This is a genomic window from Acerihabitans sp. TG2, assembly GCF_035013185.1.
Taxonomy (GTDB): Bacteria; Pseudomonadota; Gammaproteobacteria; order Enterobacterales; family Enterobacteriaceae; genus Acerihabitans.
Genome location: NZ_JAYGJO010000021.1, coordinates 43,945 through 60,167, shown reverse-complemented (window position 1 = coordinate 60,167; position 16,223 = coordinate 43,945). Strand labels below are relative to the sequence as shown.

At 52.1% G+C, this 16,223-nt stretch carries 12 protein-coding genes and 6 tRNA genes; 17 read left to right on the top strand and 1 reads right to left on the bottom strand.

Annotated elements, in window-relative coordinates:
* The first annotated feature begins 257 nt into the window (after nucleotides 1-257).
* The 11 genes from nagB to SJI19_RS17270 all read left to right on the top strand — a co-directional run bounded on the left by nagB (nucleotide 258) and on the right by SJI19_RS17270 (nucleotide 7,931).
* Nucleotides 258-1,067, top strand: coding sequence for a glucosamine-6-phosphate deaminase (gene nagB, locus SJI19_RS17320; protein WP_323479518.1), 810 nt, complete (start codon nucleotides 258-260; stop codon nucleotides 1,065-1,067).
* A 20-nt stretch (nucleotides 1,068-1,087) separates the two neighbouring features.
* The gene (gene nagA / locus SJI19_RS17315; RefSeq protein WP_323479517.1) at nucleotides 1,088-2,236 is read left to right on the top strand and encodes an N-acetylglucosamine-6-phosphate deacetylase; all 1,149 of its coding nucleotides are present in this window, start codon (nucleotides 1,088-1,090) and stop codon (nucleotides 2,234-2,236) included.
* Between the two features lie 18 nt (nucleotides 2,237-2,254).
* A complete protein-coding gene (gene nagC / locus SJI19_RS17310) occupies nucleotides 2,255-3,478 on the top strand; it encodes a DNA-binding transcriptional regulator NagC (protein WP_323479516.1) in 1,224 nt (407 codons plus the stop codon).
* 389 nt (nucleotides 3,479-3,867) lie between these two features.
* Nucleotides 3,868-5,529 (top strand): asparagine synthase B, encoded by a 1,662-nt coding sequence (gene asnB / locus SJI19_RS17305; RefSeq protein ID WP_323479515.1) that lies wholly within the window; start codon nucleotides 3,868-3,870, stop codon nucleotides 5,527-5,529.
* Between the two features lie 707 nt (nucleotides 5,530-6,236).
* Nucleotides 6,237-6,313, top strand: a tRNA-Met gene (locus SJI19_RS17300).
* A 6-nt stretch (nucleotides 6,314-6,319) separates the two neighbouring features.
* Nucleotides 6,320-6,404, top strand: a tRNA-Leu gene (locus SJI19_RS17295).
* Nucleotides 6,405-6,425: 21 nt separating this feature from the next.
* Nucleotides 6,426-6,500, top strand: a tRNA-Gln gene (locus SJI19_RS17290).
* Between the two features lie 82 nt (nucleotides 6,501-6,582).
* Nucleotides 6,583-6,657, top strand: a tRNA-Gln gene (locus SJI19_RS17285).
* Between the two features lie 59 nt (nucleotides 6,658-6,716).
* A tRNA-Met gene (locus SJI19_RS17280) sits at nucleotides 6,717-6,793 on the top strand.
* 6 nt (nucleotides 6,794-6,799) lie between these two features.
* Nucleotides 6,800-6,873: transfer RNA gene (locus SJI19_RS17275), tRNA-Gln, on the top strand.
* 497 nt (nucleotides 6,874-7,370) lie between these two features.
* Complete coding sequence (locus tag SJI19_RS17270) at nucleotides 7,371-7,931, top strand: PH domain-containing protein (RefSeq protein ID WP_323479514.1); 561 nt, start codon at nucleotides 7,371-7,373, stop codon at nucleotides 7,929-7,931.
* 240 nt (nucleotides 7,932-8,171) lie between these two features.
* Here the strand turns inward: SJI19_RS17270 and ubiF are convergent, their stop codons facing one another.
* A complete protein-coding gene (gene ubiF, locus SJI19_RS17265) occupies nucleotides 8,172-9,353 on the bottom strand; it encodes a 3-demethoxyubiquinol 3-hydroxylase (RefSeq protein ID WP_323479557.1) in 1,182 nt (393 codons plus the stop codon).
* 170 nt (nucleotides 9,354-9,523) lie between these two features.
* Between ubiF and miaB the strand changes: the two genes are divergently transcribed.
* The 6 genes from miaB (at nucleotide 9,524) to SJI19_RS17235 (ending at nucleotide 16,094) form a co-directional block, all read left to right on the top strand.
* A complete protein-coding gene (gene miaB, locus SJI19_RS17260) occupies nucleotides 9,524-10,948 on the top strand; it encodes a tRNA (N6-isopentenyl adenosine(37)-C2)-methylthiotransferase MiaB (protein ID WP_323479513.1) in 1,425 nt (474 codons plus the stop codon).
* Between the two features lie 368 nt (nucleotides 10,949-11,316).
* Nucleotides 11,317-12,408, top strand: a complete 1,092-nt coding sequence (locus tag SJI19_RS17255) for a PhoH family protein (RefSeq protein WP_416347557.1) — start codon at nucleotides 11,317-11,319, stop codon at nucleotides 12,406-12,408.
* On the top strand, nucleotides 12,405-12,875 hold the full coding sequence (ybeY, locus tag SJI19_RS17250) for an rRNA maturation RNase YbeY (RefSeq protein WP_323479512.1): 471 nt from the start codon (nucleotides 12,405-12,407) through the stop codon (nucleotides 12,873-12,875). The genes SJI19_RS17255 and ybeY overlap by 4 nt, the downstream gene beginning before the upstream one ends.
* A 76-nt stretch (nucleotides 12,876-12,951) precedes the next feature.
* Nucleotides 12,952-13,830 carry a CNNM family magnesium/cobalt transport protein CorC gene (gene corC / locus SJI19_RS17245; RefSeq protein WP_323479511.1) on the top strand — a complete coding sequence of 293 codons (879 nt, stop codon included), beginning with the start codon at nucleotides 12,952-12,954 and terminating at the stop codon, nucleotides 13,828-13,830.
* A gap of 7 nt (nucleotides 13,831-13,837) precedes the next feature.
* Nucleotides 13,838-15,367, top strand: coding sequence for an apolipoprotein N-acyltransferase (lnt, locus tag SJI19_RS17240; RefSeq protein WP_323479510.1), 1,530 nt, complete (start codon nucleotides 13,838-13,840; stop codon nucleotides 15,365-15,367).
* Nucleotides 15,368-15,503: 136 nt separating this feature from the next.
* A complete protein-coding gene (locus tag SJI19_RS17235; protein WP_323479509.1) occupies nucleotides 15,504-16,094 on the top strand; it encodes an MSMEG_1061 family FMN-dependent PPOX-type flavoprotein in 591 nt (196 codons plus the stop codon).
* Nucleotides 16,095-16,223 lie beyond the last annotated feature (129 nt).

Genomic DNA, 16,223 nt, shown 5'->3' with positions numbered 1-16,223 from the left:
TCATACGCAGTGTATTTCAATTAATTTTCTACGCAAATTAATTGTGGATATTTGTGATTATTATCACCATGAATCACTATGACTTGTGACTTTACCTGCTAATTATGTCAAACTTATTTTGCAACGCAAATAATCAACCTATACTTATGCCGTGAGGCTGAAGAATTATAACCGGCTATTTTTTGCTATCAATGCTGACGCTATACTGGTTAATACCGTCCCTAGCAACCGCTTTTAACTGAACAAGAGGTCAAAATATGAGACTGATTCCTTTAGAAACCGCCGCCGACGTTGGCAAATGGGCTGCTCAACATATTGTTGAGCGTATCACTGCGTTTAACCCTACCCCTGAACGTCCGTTTATTCTTGGTCTGCCTACTGGCAGCACGCCACTGGAAGCCTACAAATATCTTATTTTGATGCATAAAGCGGGCCAGGTAAGCTTTGAAAATGTGGTGACGTTTAATATGGATGAATACGTCGGCCTGCCCACCGATCATCCGGAAAGTTACTCGACCTTTATGCACCATAACTTCTTCGATCATGTTAATATCGCCAAAGAAAACATCAACCTGTTGAACGGCAACGCGACAGATATCGATGATGAATGCCGCCGCTATGAAGAAAAAATTCGCGCCTACGGCAAAATCCATCTGTTTATGGGCGGCGTGGGCAACGATGGACATATCGCCTTTAATGAACCCGCGTCATCCTTGGCGTCACGTACCCGAATTAAGACATTGACCCAGGAAACACGCTTAGCCAACTCGCGTTTTTTTAATAACGATATTGAGCAGGTACCGCGTTTTGCCCTGACGGTCGGAGTAGGCACCTTGTTGGATGCCGAAGAAGTGATGATCCTGGTCATTGGCCGCAAAAAAGCCCTAGCGTTGCAAGCCGCAGTTGAAGGTAACGTCAATCATCTATGGACCATAAGTTGCCTGCAGCTCCATCCTAAAGCGGTAATGGTGTGCGATGAGCCGTCCACAATGGAACTAAAAATTAAAACCGTTAAATACTTCCGCGACCTGGAAGCGACGGATGCAACGCTGCAGATAAAAGCATAATACATAACCGGGAGTAAACGATGTACGCATTAACCAATAGCCGGGTTTACACCGGTTATCAAGTACTTGATGACCATGCGGTAGTGGTTGCCGATGGTCTTATTGAGCGGATCTGCCCGGTGACGGCATTGCCGGCGGGTATTGAACAACGTGACTTAGCCGGTGCGACGCTGACCCCAGGGTTTATCGACCTGCAGCTTAACGGCTGCGGCGGCGTGCAGTTCAATGATTCGCTTGGTGCATTGTCGGTTGAAACACTGGAAATCATGCAACGCGCCAACATAAAATCCGGCTGCACCAGTTTTTTACCTACCCTGATTACCAGCACCGATGAATTTATGCACCTTGCGATAGATGTGATGCGCGCTTTTTTAGCGCAGCATAAACATCAGGCGCTGGGCCTGCATCTGGAAGGCCCATATCTGAATCCGATTAAAAAAGGCACGCACGATCCCGCATTGATGCGCCGCCCAGAACCGGCGATGATCGATTATCTATGCGCCAATGCCGATGTGATCGCCAAGATAACCCTGGCGCCGGAAATGGTCGACGCTGCGGTGATCCACCAACTGACGCAAGCGGGCATTCTGGTCTCGGCGGGCCACTCCAGCGCAACCTACGATCAGGCCAAAATAGGATTCGCCGCCGGTATCGGCATCGCCACCCACTTGTTTAACGCCATGCAACCGCTGTCCGGTCGTGAACCAGGGCTTATCGGCGCCATATTCGACACGCCCGCACTCTATTGCGGCGTTATCGCCGACGGGCTGCACGTCAATTATGCCAATATCCGCAACGCCAAGCGCATCAAGGGTGAAAAGCTGCTGCTGGTTACCGATGCTACCGCCCCTGCTGGCGCCGACCCCGCGATTGATCAGTTCATTTTTGCCGGTAAAACAATATACTATCGTGACGGTTTGTGCGTGGATGAAAATGGCACCCTTAGCGGCTCGGCGCTAACGATGATTGAAGCAATACGTAACAGCGTCGAACACGTCGGTATTGCGCTGGATGAAGCGCTACGTATGGCAACACTCTATCCGGCCCAGGCGTTGGGCATTGAATCACAACTGGGCGTGATTAGGGTGGGCAGGGTTGCCAATCTGACCGCGTTTAACCGGGATTACCGGATAACCAAAACTATCGTTAATGGCGACGATGTTTTTTAATGAGTGAGTGGCAAAGCTATGACCCTAGGCGGACAAGCCCCGATAGGAAATGTTGACCTGGTCAAACAACTGAATAGCGCGGCAGTATATCGCCTGATCGATCAATCCGGTCCGATATCGCGCATCCAGATTGCCGATATAAGTCAGTTGGCGCCCGCCAGCATTACAAAAATTACCCGCCAACTGCTCGAACGGGGGCTAATCCGTGAAGTGGACCAGCAGGCGTCTACCGGCGGCCGGCGGGCTATTTCCATTGTTGCGGAAACCAAGGCATTCCAGGCCATTGCGGTTCGTCTTGGCCGCCATGACACCACCATCACGCTCTACGATCTGACTGGCAAAGCGCTGCACGAAGAGTTTACCCCGCTACCGGAAACCAACCAACAGGCGCTGGAAGATGTATTATTTAGCGCCATAACCCGCTTTATCGAGCAAATACAGCGCAAAAGCCGGGAACTCATTGCTATCTCGGTTATCCTGCCCGGTCTGGTTGATCCCTACTCTGGGGTGGTACGTTTTATGCCGCACATCAAGGTTAATCAATGGCCACTAGTGGAAAACTTACGCAAACGCTTCGGCATGCCCGCTTTCGTCGGGCATGACATTCGCAGCCTGGCCCTGGCAGAGCATTACTTCGGGGCAACCCGCGATTGTGATGATGCTATTTTGGTGCGCATTCACCGAGGCACCGGGGCAGGTATCATCGTGAATGGTCAGATTTTTCTCGGCAGCAATGGCAATGTGGGGGAAATTGGCCATATCCAGGTTGATCCCCTGGGTGAGCGCTGCTACTGCGGCAACTTCGGCTGTCTGGAGACCATTGCCGCCAATGGTGCCATCGAACAACGGATTCGCCACCTGCTGAGCCAAGGCTACCCCAGCAAGCTGACTCAAGACGATTGTCAAATTGGCGCTATTTGTAAAGCCGCCAACCGTGGTGACGTCCTGGCTTGCGAAGTTATCGAACAGGTAGGACACCAGTTGGGTAAAGCGGTGGCTATCGCCATTAACTTATTTAACCCGCAAAAAGTCGTGCTGGCCGGTGAAATCACCGAAGCCCACAAAATACTACTGCCCGCCGTACAGCGCTGCATTGAAAATCAAGCCTTGATTGGCTTTCGGCAAAATCTGCCGGTGGTCATATCGTCATTGGATCATGGCTCCGCTATTGGCGCTTTCGCTCTAGTAAAACGGGCCATGCTCAATGGCGTATTGCTGCAAAGTTTGTTAGAGACCAGCTAACCTGCCGGTGTCTTATACCCTAAATAATACCAGTGGCAGGAAGGCGGTATATGAGTGCCGCCAACACACCAGTGGCTCTAAAGATGAAGGAGATACTGCCTCATTTAGTGGCGCTGCCCCACCTAAGGGCACAAATTTGGGGCAACTGCGTCCACAGCAACATTTTCACGAATACGGATTATGTAAATTACCTCGCCTTCTTCCCCTTTTTTTTAAACAATCCTCAGCAATAAGCCATTAAAATTGAATAATCTCCATGACAATGGCTTTTTTTATTAAATGATATTGAATATTGGTGCCATTTTAGTGCTAAATCGATGACATTACTTAACGTTGCCGCGCCAGGTTCGCACGGCAATTGCCCGATGACAGTCGTAAAGGAAAACAACATGTGTTCAATTTTTGGCGTTCTGGATCTTAAATCCGACCCGACCGAACTGCGCAAGACTGCGCTGGAAATGTCGCGGTTGATGCGTCACCGCGGTCCCGATTGGTCTGGTGTATTTGCCAACGATAAAGCTATCCTGGCCCATGAAAGGCTTTCCATTGTTGACGTTAACACCGGTGCTCAACCTTTGTATAACGCCTCACATACCCACGTATTGGCAGTGAATGGTGAAATTTACAACCACCAGGCGTTACGTGAGGAACTTGGCGATCGTTATGCATTCCAAACCGGTTCTGACTGTGAAGTTATCCTGGCTTTGTACCAGGAAAAAGGTGTCGATTTTTTAGACGATCTGCGCGGTATGTTTGCCTTTATCCTCTACGACACCGAAAAAGACGCCTACCTGATTGGCCGAGACCATATGGGTATTATCCCGTTATATATGGGCTATGACGAAAACGGCACAATGTACGTGGCTTCGGAAATGAAAGCGCTGGTGCCGATATGCCGCAGCATCAAAGAATTTCCCCCAGGAAGCTATCTTTGGAGCCAGGACGGCGAAATTCGCGAATACTACACCCGCGATTGGTTCTCCTATGACAATGTTAAAGACAACGTTACCGACAAAGAAGCCCTGCGCGACGCACTGGAAGAGTCAGTAAAAAGTCATCTCATGTCCGATGTTCCTTATGGCGTGCTGCTCTCCGGTGGTCTGGACTCCTCGGTTATTTCCGCTATTACCAAAAAATATGCCGCCCGCCGGGTAGAAGACGGCGCACGCAGCGAAGCCTGGTGGCCACAGTTGCACTCCTTTGCTGTCGGTCTGGAAGGCTCCCCGGATCTGCGCGCGGCAAAAGAAGTCGCCACCCATTTGGGTACGGTACACCATGAAGTCCATTTCACCGTTCAGGAAGGGCTGGATGCCATTCGTGATGTGATTTACCACATCGAAACCTATGATGTCACCACCATTCGAGCCTCAACGCCGATGTATCTGATGTCACGTAAAATCAAGGCGATGGGCATCAAAATGGTACTATCCGGAGAGGGTGCGGACGAAGTCTTCGGTGGCTATCTGTATTTCCATAAAGCACCTAATGCCAAAGAATTCCATGAAGAATTGGTGCGCAAGCTGCAGGCCCTGCACATGTATGACTGCGCGCGCGCCAACAAAGCGATGTCCGCTTGGGGCGTAGAAGCCCGCGTACCGTTCCTGGACAAAAAATTCCTCGACGTGGCGATGCGCATCAATCCTCAGGACAAAATGTGCGGCCACGGCAAAATTGAAAAACACGTGCTGCGCGAATGTTTTGCCTCCTACCTACCGGAAAGCATCGCCTGGCGGCAAAAAGAACAGTTTTCCGACGGTGTCGGCTATAGCTGGATCGACACATTAAAAGTGGTGGCCGGTGAACAAATCAGCGATCAACAACTCGCCAACGCCCACTTTCGTTTCCCCTACAACACGCCTAATTCCAAGGAGGGCTACTTTTACCGCCAGATCTTTGAAGAATTATTCCCGCTACCAAGCGCTGCAGAATGCGTACCTGGCGGCCCATCTGTCGCCTGCTCATCGGCAAAAGCCATCGAGTGGGACGAATCGTTCAAAAACATGGACGATCCGTCGGGACGTGCAGTTGGCGTGCACAACTCAGCGTACTAAAAGACCACTGGCACACTCGGCTCCCGCTACGACCTAGCCCAACCGGCTGACGTTGAACCGGGGAGAGTGTGCCGTGGGGGTCGACGCGGGCATGGTTTTCCTGCCCGCCAGAGCGCCCCCTGGCCCGCTAGGCCCCGGTACACACCCAACCCAATTAGCAAGCTTGCCAACGGCTGACGTTGAACCGGGGAGAGTGTGCCGTGGGGGTCGACGCGGGCATGGTTTTCCTGCCCGCCAGAGCGCCCCCTGGCTCGCTAGGCCCCGGTACACACCCAACCCAATGAGCACGCGTGCCAACGGCTGACGTTGAACCGGGGAGAGTGTGCCGTGGGGGTCGACGCGGGCATGGTTTTCCTGCCCGCCAGAGCGCCCCCTGGCCCGCTAGGCCCCGGTACACACCCAACCCAATTAGCAAGCTTGCCTATCGGGTTACGTCGAAATGGCCGTTTCTCGGTCGCTAGAGCCCCCCACAGATGCTAGATGCACCGCACATCAATACCGCCCCAACGGCCTAGGATGCCAACAGACCTATTATCATCCCATAAAAGTCGGTAAAATCCCGCTTATGACGTTTTTATCATCAGGTTGGTCATAAGCCAGACAAACAACATGCGCAAAGCCTGATTCCAGAAAAAAGGGGTTGACTGGATTTGTGCAACTACGCATAATGCGCCCCGCAACGCCGAATGAAGGTCACGCGTAAAGATGGCTACGTAGCTCAGCTGGTTAGAGCACAGCACTCATAATGCTGGGGTCACAGGTTCGATTCCCGTCGTAGCCACCATACATTGCGGGAGTGGCGAAATTGGTAGACGCACCAGATTTAGGTTCTGGCGCCGCAAGGTGTGCGAGTTCAAGTCTCGCCTCCCGCACCATGATTTCGGTTACGCAACGGATGGGGTATAGCCAAGCGGTAAGGCAGCGGGTTTTGATCCCGCCATGCCCAGGTTCGAATCCTGGTACCCCAGCCATTCGTTTTAGATTGTTAGCTCGGTTAGCGTGATTGATGTTAACGGAACGAAGATTTTAAGCGGTTGCTTTATGTTGGGAAATTGGGATATAGCCAAGCGGTAAGGCAGCGGGTTTTGATCCCGTCACCCCCAGGTTCGAATCCTGGTATCCCAGCCAAAACAGCAAGAAAAAAGTTTCAAAAAGTATTGTAAGTCCCGAATTTTTAAGTATAATTCGGCTACGTAGCTCAGCTGGTTAGAGCACAGCACTCATAATGCTGGGGTCACAGGTTCGATTCCCGTCGTAGCCACCACATTTTTGGGGTATCGCCAAGCGGTAAGGCAGCGGATTCTGATTCCGCCACCCCAGGTTCGAATCCTGGTACCCCAGCCATATAAAGACTGCGTAAGCAGCGGAAAACAGGGCGATTGTCGAAAGACATCGCCCTGTTTTCTTTTGTGCGTTAGGTGCGACGAAATGGCACTACATAACACTAAACGACGCCCGACTAACCGTGCTCCTTGCCTACAGTCAACCTAACCCGCTTAGCTTAGTTACGCACAGCTTTTCAAATATCCCCCCCTATCATTACCCGCAGCCCGCTGTATAATAAAAAATGGGTTTTTGCATCCTTCATGCAACTAAACGCTCGCTCAGTACTCCCAGATCATGGTATCGCGCACAAAATTAAGTGCACAATCCCCAGTTATGCAAATTCGGAAACGGCATGTCGGCTGCGGCAAAGAGATCGTTACCATTTGTGCAATTTATGTTAGTTGATAAAATGACCACATTACTGGGTGTTGTTCAACCCTTTGTTTGTGCCATTTATAGGGTAAATTCATACGCAGTTAATTAAAAAATTGACAATTATTCATTGGGAATCAACGATGATTAACTTTAAGACAGCGACTAACGAAGAGCTAAAAATTGAGTACAAACGCCTGGCCAAACTGGTTGGGGACATGCCCTTCGGCACTAAAAAAGAATTCTACCATTTGCCGGACATCCTCGCCGACGATGAATACCCCTTGGCCGTCGCATCCGGCCTGATGGGCGGTAATACCTGGCTGATTACCCTGACCAACTACCGCATCATCTTTTTAGATAAAGGCCTCGTCAACGGTCTTAAGCAGGTCACCCTCGATCTGGCCAGTATCGTCTCGGTAGGTGGAAGAACCCGTATGATGACCGGCAACGTCACTCTCAGTACCGCCGACCAAAACTATATGATAGAAAACGTCATGAAAGGGGCAGTCACTCCGTTTACCAATATGGTGAACACAGCACGGGAAAATTTACATAGACAGCCGAACGCCACGAGAACATGCAACGCTCCGTCTTCCCATGACGTGATCACCCAGTTGGAGAAACTGGCCTCGCTGAAAGAACGTGGAATACTAAACGATCAGGAATTCAGCGCGCAGAAAGAGAAAATTCTAGCAATGTAACGGCAAGGATATAGACCAGGGCTGCAGGGCAAGTGGTAAGATGTACTTAATCAAGAAAGCGATCGGTGTTTAAATATCACCACCACACCTGCGGCTCCAAAGATGACGGTAATGACGCCCTTGGTCAATCCCGTCAGATAGAGCCCATCCTCGTTTGTCTCACCAGTCTGGGCTTGTTGCATAAGGCAATGACCAATAAATGGGAATGACTTTGCTCATTTAGTGCAATGCGCTATAGATTCATAGCCCCAAGGCATACCGCAATGCGAGGTTTTTCAGCCCACCAGCACGCTGAGCGAGCATGAGGCCGAGATTACGCACTAACCGCACCGGCGGCAGGTTGTTGCCGAACGCGGAATAAAACAGATCCATGCCACTTTGCATCAGCATATTGTCGCCATAACGACGATACTGATAGCGCTTTAATATCCGCATATCGGCCCAGGGTTCTTGATGATCCCGGGCGCCAATCACCACGTCAGCCAACTCTTTTGCGTCACGAAAGCCCAGATTAACCCCCTGCCCCGCTAACGGATTGATGGTATGCGCTGCATCGCCAATTAACGCTAAACCGGGCTGGACATACTGCCGTGCATGACTGCGCGTCAAGGGAAACGCGCCGACACTGCGCACCTTCACCGCACCAAGACGCTGAGGAAAATGCTTTAGTACCTCCTGCTCAAGTGCCGGTAATCCAAGCGCCTGCAATTGCTCTATACGCGCCGCGCTGTCATACCACACCAACGAAGCCCAATGGTCATAGAGCGGTAAAAACGCCCGAGGCCCATCTGGGGTGAACACCTGCCAGGTCACATCCTGCTGCTCATAAGGACATTCCACCGTGATTAACAGGCAGGACTGCCGATATTGCCAACCGTCGCTACCGATCCCCGCCCGCTGTCGGACGACCGAGCGCGCCCCGTCGGCACCGATGAGCAACCGGGTATCGACAGTTTCGCCAGTATCCAACGCCAGGTGCCAGCGTTCGCCTTCATAACGCATGTCCAGCAACGAGGCTGGACAACATAACGTTAAGGATTCACACGCCGTGAATGCCTGCCACAATGCCTGCTGTAGCCGGTGATTTTCCACCATAAAGCCAAGTTCCGGCAGATTAAGGGAGGCAGAATCAAACGAGACCAGAGACCGTTCCCACTCCCAGGTTTCCAGCCGACGGTAAGGAACACAATAATGGCTATCCATACGTTGCCACGCACCGACCTGACGCAACAGGTCAACTGACGCGCGACCAATAGCCGAGACCCGAAGGTCAGGTGAGGAATCCGCTGCCCTCGATTGAGGGGGGGCCTGATCCAAGACTAAGACCCTCAGGCCGGCCTGAGCCAGCAGCAGCGCCTCGGTGGCACCCACCATTCCTCCGCCCGCGACCACAGCATCAAAAGACGTTTTATTTATATTCATTTCGGCCAGGCTTATGACAGTCATTAAACATTTGCTTAGTGTAACGCAATTTTTCATTATGAAAGAGCACCCGATGCGCGGCGTACTGGTCACAACAACGCCAAAGGATTACAATATGCGCCCTGCATGAGCCCAAGGGCTTTTTCCCTGCACCGAGTAATGGCAAGCCGATGACAAAAAAACTGCATATCAAAACCTGGGGTTGTCAGATGAATGAGTACGATTCATCTAAGATGGCCGACTTACTGGATAGCACCCATGGCTATCAATTGACGGATAACGCTGAAGAAGCGGACGTATTGCTGCTCAATACCTGCTCCATTCGCGAAAAGGCACAAGAAAAAGTGTTCCATCAATTGGGCCGCTGGCGAGCACTGAAAGAAGCCAATCCGGATTTGATCATTGGTGTCGGCGGATGCGTGGCATCACAGGAAGGCGCGCATATTCGCGAGCGCGCTCATTATGTGGATATCATCTTCGGACCACAGACCCTGCATCGCCTGCCGGAAATGATCAACCAGGTGCGTGGCAACCGCAGCCCGGTGGTGGATATCAGCTTCCCGGAAATCGAGAAATTCGATCGGTTACCGGAACCGCGCGCCGACGGTCCTTCCGCGTTTGTCTCCATTATGGAAGGCTGCAACAAGTACTGTTCCTTCTGCGTCGTGCCTTATACCCGAGGCGAGGAAGTCAGTCGTCCCTGCGACGATGTGCTGTTTGAAATCGCCCAACTGGCGTCACAAGGCGTGCGCGAAGTGAACCTGTTGGGACAAAACGTCAACGCCTATCGCGGCGCCAGCTATGGCGGTGATATTTGCACCTTCGCCGAACTGCTGCGCCTGGTAGCGGCCATTGATGGTATCGATCGGGTCCGTTTCACCACCAGTCATCCCATTGAATTTACGGATGATATTGTCGAAGTCTACCTCGACACACCGGAGCTGGTCAGCTTCGTGCATCTGCCGGTACAAAGCGGCTCGGATCGCATTCTGACCATGATGAAACGTGCGCATACCGTATTGGAATATAAATCGATTATCCGAAAACTGCACCAGGCCCGCCCGGGCATTCAGGTCAGCTCGGATTTTATCATCGGTTTTCCTGGCGAGACGCAGGCCGATTTCGAGCAAACCATGAAGCTGATAGCCGATGTGAATTTTGATACCAGCTACAGTTTCATCTACTCCGCTCGTCCCGGTACACCTGCAGCCGATATGGTTGACGATGTGAGCGAAGAAGAGAAAAAACAGCGACTGCATATCCTGCAGCAACGGATTATTCAACAAGCCATGCAGTTCAGCCGCCGCATGCAAGGTACCGTGCAGCGCATCTTGGTGGAAGGAACCTCGCGCAAAAGCCTTATGGAACTGGCAGGGCGTACCGAAAATAACCGCGTGGTCAATTTCGAAGGCACGCCGGATATGATTGGCAAGTTCGTCGATGTCGAGATCGTTGATGTCAACCCCAATTCACTGCGCGGCGTGGTCGTTCGCACCGAAGATCAAATGGGACTGCGGGTTAACGAAACCCCGGCCTCGGTGATTGCTCGTACCCGCAAGGAAAATGACATTGGCGTGGGAACCTGGCAGCCATGATCCCCCCGGCACCAACGCATCTGCAGCGTGAACGATGACGGGCACACCCTATAGCTTTCGAGCTGCGGCAAGCGAGAAAATCCCGAGGAGCTTACTCAGGTAAGTGACTCGGGTGAATGCGCGCAGCCAACGCATCTGCGGTTCGAAGGATGACGGGTATCCCCTATACTTGTTTCATTATTGATTGCATTTCACTTCTTGGTTGCATTTCACTTATTGTGCCCCCATATGATTTTAACGATCTGTATCCTTGACGCTGGCGGCGGTTTGCTTCATTTATAAAGCATGATAGGCAGCCATTGCCCCCCAAGCGCCGGACTGTAGATAATGATATTCTCTAACATGGCCAATAGGCCCCGAGGAAAAGCTTGAACGTCGACACTAAAGAAATCGTGCTAGAGCCCGCTGACAACACCCGCTTAATGAGTCTCTGCGGACCGTTCGATGACAATATCAAACAACTTGAACGCCGGTTGGGCATTGAGATCAATCGTCGCGACAATGCTTTTAAACTGGTCGGCAATACGCTGTGCGTCGATGCCGCAGCCAATATCCTGCGCACATTGTATGTAGATACCGCGCCAGTACGCGGCGTCATGACCGATATTAAGCCGGAAAAAATTCACCTGGCGATTAAAGAGAGCCGAGTGCTGGAACAGACCGCCGAAAGCGTGCCCGATTTTGGCAAAGCGGTGAATATCCAGACCAAGCGCGGTATGATCAAGCCCCGGACCCCCAATCAGGCACAGTATATTGCCCATATTCTCGACCACGATATCACCTTTGGCGTTGGCCCGGCCGGTACCGGGAAAACCTATCTGGCGGTAGCAGCGGCAGTGGACGCCCTGGAGCGTCAAGAGATTCGTCGCATACTGCTCACCCGACCGGCAGTGGAAGCCGGTGAAAAGCTGGGTTTTTTACCTGGCGATCTCAGCCAGAAGGTCGATCCTTACCTCAGACCGTTATACGATGCCTTGTTTGAGATGCTAGGCTTTGAACGCGTGGAAAAACTGATAGAACGCAACGTGATTGAAGTGGCGCCGCTGGCCTATATGCGTGGCCGCACACTAAATGATGCTTTTATCATTCTTGATGAGAGTCAAAACACCACCATCGAACAGATGAAGATGTTTCTCACGCGCATCGGATTTAATTCCAAAGCGGTGATCACGGGTGATATTACCCAGATTGACTTACCGCGCAATGCAAAATCCGGCCTGCGTCACGCCATCGAAGTGCTGGCCGACGTGGAGGAAATCAGCTTTAATTTTTTCCATAGCGAAGATGTGGTGCGCCACCCCGTGGTGGCCCGTATTGTGGTTGCCTATGAAGCTTGGGAAGCCGCCGATCAAAAACGCAAGGACGCGCTTAGCGAACAGCGTCGGCGCGAAGGGCAAACACACTACAGCGTGCCAGTCGAGCGGTCACCGCTGGCCGGTGACGGGGAGCAGTCAAAATGAGCGGCATCATTCTTGATCTGCAGCTAGCCTGTGAAGACACCCACGGTTTGCCGGATGAAACAACCTTTATGCGTTGGCTTGAAGGCGTGCTGCCACAGTTCCAACCCGAGGCTGAGGTCACGATTCGCCTGGTGGATGAAGCGGAAAGTCATGAACTGAACCTGACTTACCGGGGTAAAGATAAATCCACTAATGTGTTGTCGTTTCCTTTTGAGGCACCACCACAGGTTGAGCTACCGCTGCTTGGTGATTTGGTGATCTGTCGCCAGGTGGTTGAGCGTGAAGCGCTGGAACAAACGGTAGCCCTGGACGCTCACTGGGCGCATATGGTTGTCCATGGCTGCCTGCATCTGCTAGGGTATGATCATATTCTGGATGACGAAGCCGAAGAGATGGAAGCACTAGAAGCCGAAATCATGCAATCTTTGGGTTATCCAGATCCCTATCTTGCTGAAAAAGATTTGTAATAAAACATGCCGCTCCCTCCGTTGGGGTCGGCGACTATTCCTCACTATCCACTAAGAGTGAAATTAACTAAACGCCATGAGCGACGACCATTCGCAAAGCAACGACAGCCCCAGTCCCAAAAAGGGCTTTTTTACCCTTATCCTCAATCAGCTATTTCATGGAGAACCTAAGAATCGTAACGATTTGCTGGATCTTATCCGCGATTCTGAACAAAATGAGCTGATTGATCCCGACACACGAGATATGCTCGAAGGCGTTATGGACATTGCCGAGCAACGTGTCCGGGATATCATGATCCCCCGCTCACAAATAGTGACCCTCAAAAACAATCAATCCTTGGAAGAGTGCCTAGACGTCATTATAGAGTCCGCCCATTCCCGTTTTCCGGTGATAAGCGAGGACAAGGACCATATTGAGGGGATCCTGATGGCCAAGGATCTGCTGCCGTTTATGCTCAGCAATTCCCAACCGTTCAGTATGGATAAAGTGTTGCGCCCCGCCGTTGTGGTACCGGAAAGCAAACGGGTTGACCGTATGCTAAAGGAATTCCGCTCTCAGCGTTATCATATGGCTATTGTGATTGATGAATTCGGCGGCGTGTCGGGACTGGTCACCATAGAAGACATTCTGGAACTGATCGTTGGCGAAATCGAGGATGAATACGATGATGAGGAAGACCGGGATATTCGCCAGCTCAATCGCCATACCTTCACCATCCGCGCCTTGACGCCCATAGAAGATTTCAATGATACGTTTGGCACCCACTTTAGTGACGAAGAGGTGGATACCATTGGTGGTCTGGTCATGCAGGCGTTCGGACATCTGCCTGCTCGTGGCGAAACCATTGAAATAGATGGTTATATCTTTAAGGTCGCCATGGCCGATAGTCGGCGTATTATCCAGGTTCATGTTAAGATCCCCGACGATTCACCTCAACCGATAATGGAAGAATAAATTTTACATGGCGAATGCACTGCGATTTGAACGCCAGTGGATACGTGTACTGCTGGCGTTATTGACCGGCGCTTGCGGTACCCTGGCTTTTTCCCCGTATAACGTCTGGCCAGCGGCCATTCTGTCACTGATTGGCCTGCTGTCGGTGACGTTGAATCGTACGCCGCGCCAAGCCTGCTGGCTCGGTTTTATCTGGGGCTTTGGCCTGTTCAGTACCGGGATGAGTTGGATTTATGTCAGTATCGCCCAGTTCGGCGGCCTGCCCGGTCCGGTGAATGTCGCCTTGGTCGCGCTACTGGCGGCTTATCTGGCGCTGTATCCCATGCTGTTTAGCGGTCTGCTGGCACGTATTTGGCCTCGCACATCCCTCTGGCGGCTGGCGTTGGGCGCGCCGGTACTGTGGCAGATAACCGAGTTCCTGCGTGGCTGGGTGATGACCGGTCTGCCTTGGCTGCAGTTTGGTTACACGCAAATCGACGGTCCCCTTAAAGGTCTGGCACCCCTGTTTGGCATTGAAAGCATCACCTTTATGCTGATGGCCATCAGCGGTTTGGCCGTGGCGGCCGTGGCGCTTCGCCGCCCGTTAACCGGCGTGTGCGCACTGGCGTTACTGTTGCTGCCCTGGCCATTACGTACGCTGCATTGGTACACACCGCAGGATGCAAAGGCGATTAATGTGGCCCTGGTACAGGGCAATATCGCCCAATCACTTAAATGGCAACCCGAGCAGGTACGGCCTACGCTTGATATCTACCTTGATCACAGTCGCGCCGCACTGGGCAAGGCGCAACTGATTATCTGGCCAGAATCCGCCATTCCGGATGACGAAACCGATCAGCCGAAATTTCTTGGCCAGTTGGATCAACTGCTGCGCGAGCAGCATACCAGCCTGATCACCGGTATCATCGACAGCCGGCCCACTCACCATGGCTACAGTTACTTTAACACCATCCTGGTGCTGGGCGAGCCCACCCCTTATCATTATCCAACCCAAGACCGTTACATGAAGCATCATTTGGTCCCGTTCGGGGAATTTGTGCCATTTGAGAGCTTGCTGCGCCCGCTGGCCCCCCTGTTTAACCTGCCGATGTCCTCATTTAGCCGCGGCAATTATATCCAGCCGCAGCTAAAGGCGGCGGGAATGAAATTGACCGCCGCCATCTGTTACGAAATCATCCTGGGGTCTCAGGTGCGGGATAATTTCCGCCCCGATACGGATTTCCTGCTCACTATCTCCAATGATGCCTGGTTTGGCCACTCCATCGGCCCATGGCAACATTTCCAGATGGCGCGCATGCGGGCGCTAGAATTGGGGCGGCCACTGCTGCGCGGCACCAATAACGGCGTTACCGCGGTAGTCGGCGCCGACGGCGCGGTTGACGCCATGTTGCCGCAATTTACCCGTGGCGTATTAAACACGCGTGTCACACCTACCACCGGCATGACACCCTATGCCCGCTTCGGTGACTGGCCGCTGTGGGTTGTCACGCTATTGTTGGGGTTTATTGCGCTGGTATTCAGCCGCCGTCGCCATTAACCCATCCCCAACCGGAACATCGATGCTGTTCCGGTTGGCCCGCCAACACTGACCATCCTAATTATTGTTAATCATTCTCATTGCTGTTATCGTGCGTCATGCAACATCCTTGTGACATATGACCGGTGAGCCTTGTATGAACCCTGATGCCCGTTATTTACTCAACGAGCCCGCCCAATTACGCGAGCACTATGCCCAACCGAATAAAGCAGTAGTACAAAAACAAATCGATTCTTTAGACACTTATGCCCAGCGGCTGATAGCACTCTCACCTTTCCTTATTCTCGGTACCCAGGGCGCCAATGGCATTGACTGTTCGCCCAAAGGTGGTGAACCGGGTTTTGTGCACGTGGAGGATGAAAAAACACTGTTGCTGCCGGATAGGTCGGGCAATAACCGCCTCGACGGCTTGAGTAACATTCTGCAAAACCCGTGGGTCGGCATGCTGTTCCTGATCCCAGGGTGGAGCGAGGGATTTCGCGTCAACGGCCGGGCACACATCTCCATTGATCCGGCATTATGCTGCCGTTTTCCACTGAGCCAGCAGCCAGCCAAGAGCGTCATTATCATTCAGGTAGAGGAGGTTTTCATCCACTGCGGGCGGGCCATCAGCTTCGCCGACCTATGGAATGCCGACAAACATGCCGACCCCGCGCTGGTGCCGAGGGCGCTGGATATTTTCAAAGCCCATGTGGCCATCTCCGTCAATGCAAAAAAAACAGCGTAACTGCCCGACCGGATGGTGGTGAACCAAGGGCGTGGCGCTTTTACTAAGCCGGCACCCTATTACCTAGCAAATTATTTGTCTGGCATGTTTTTTGCTGTATAACGTAAGAAACGTTGTAATAGACTGTTT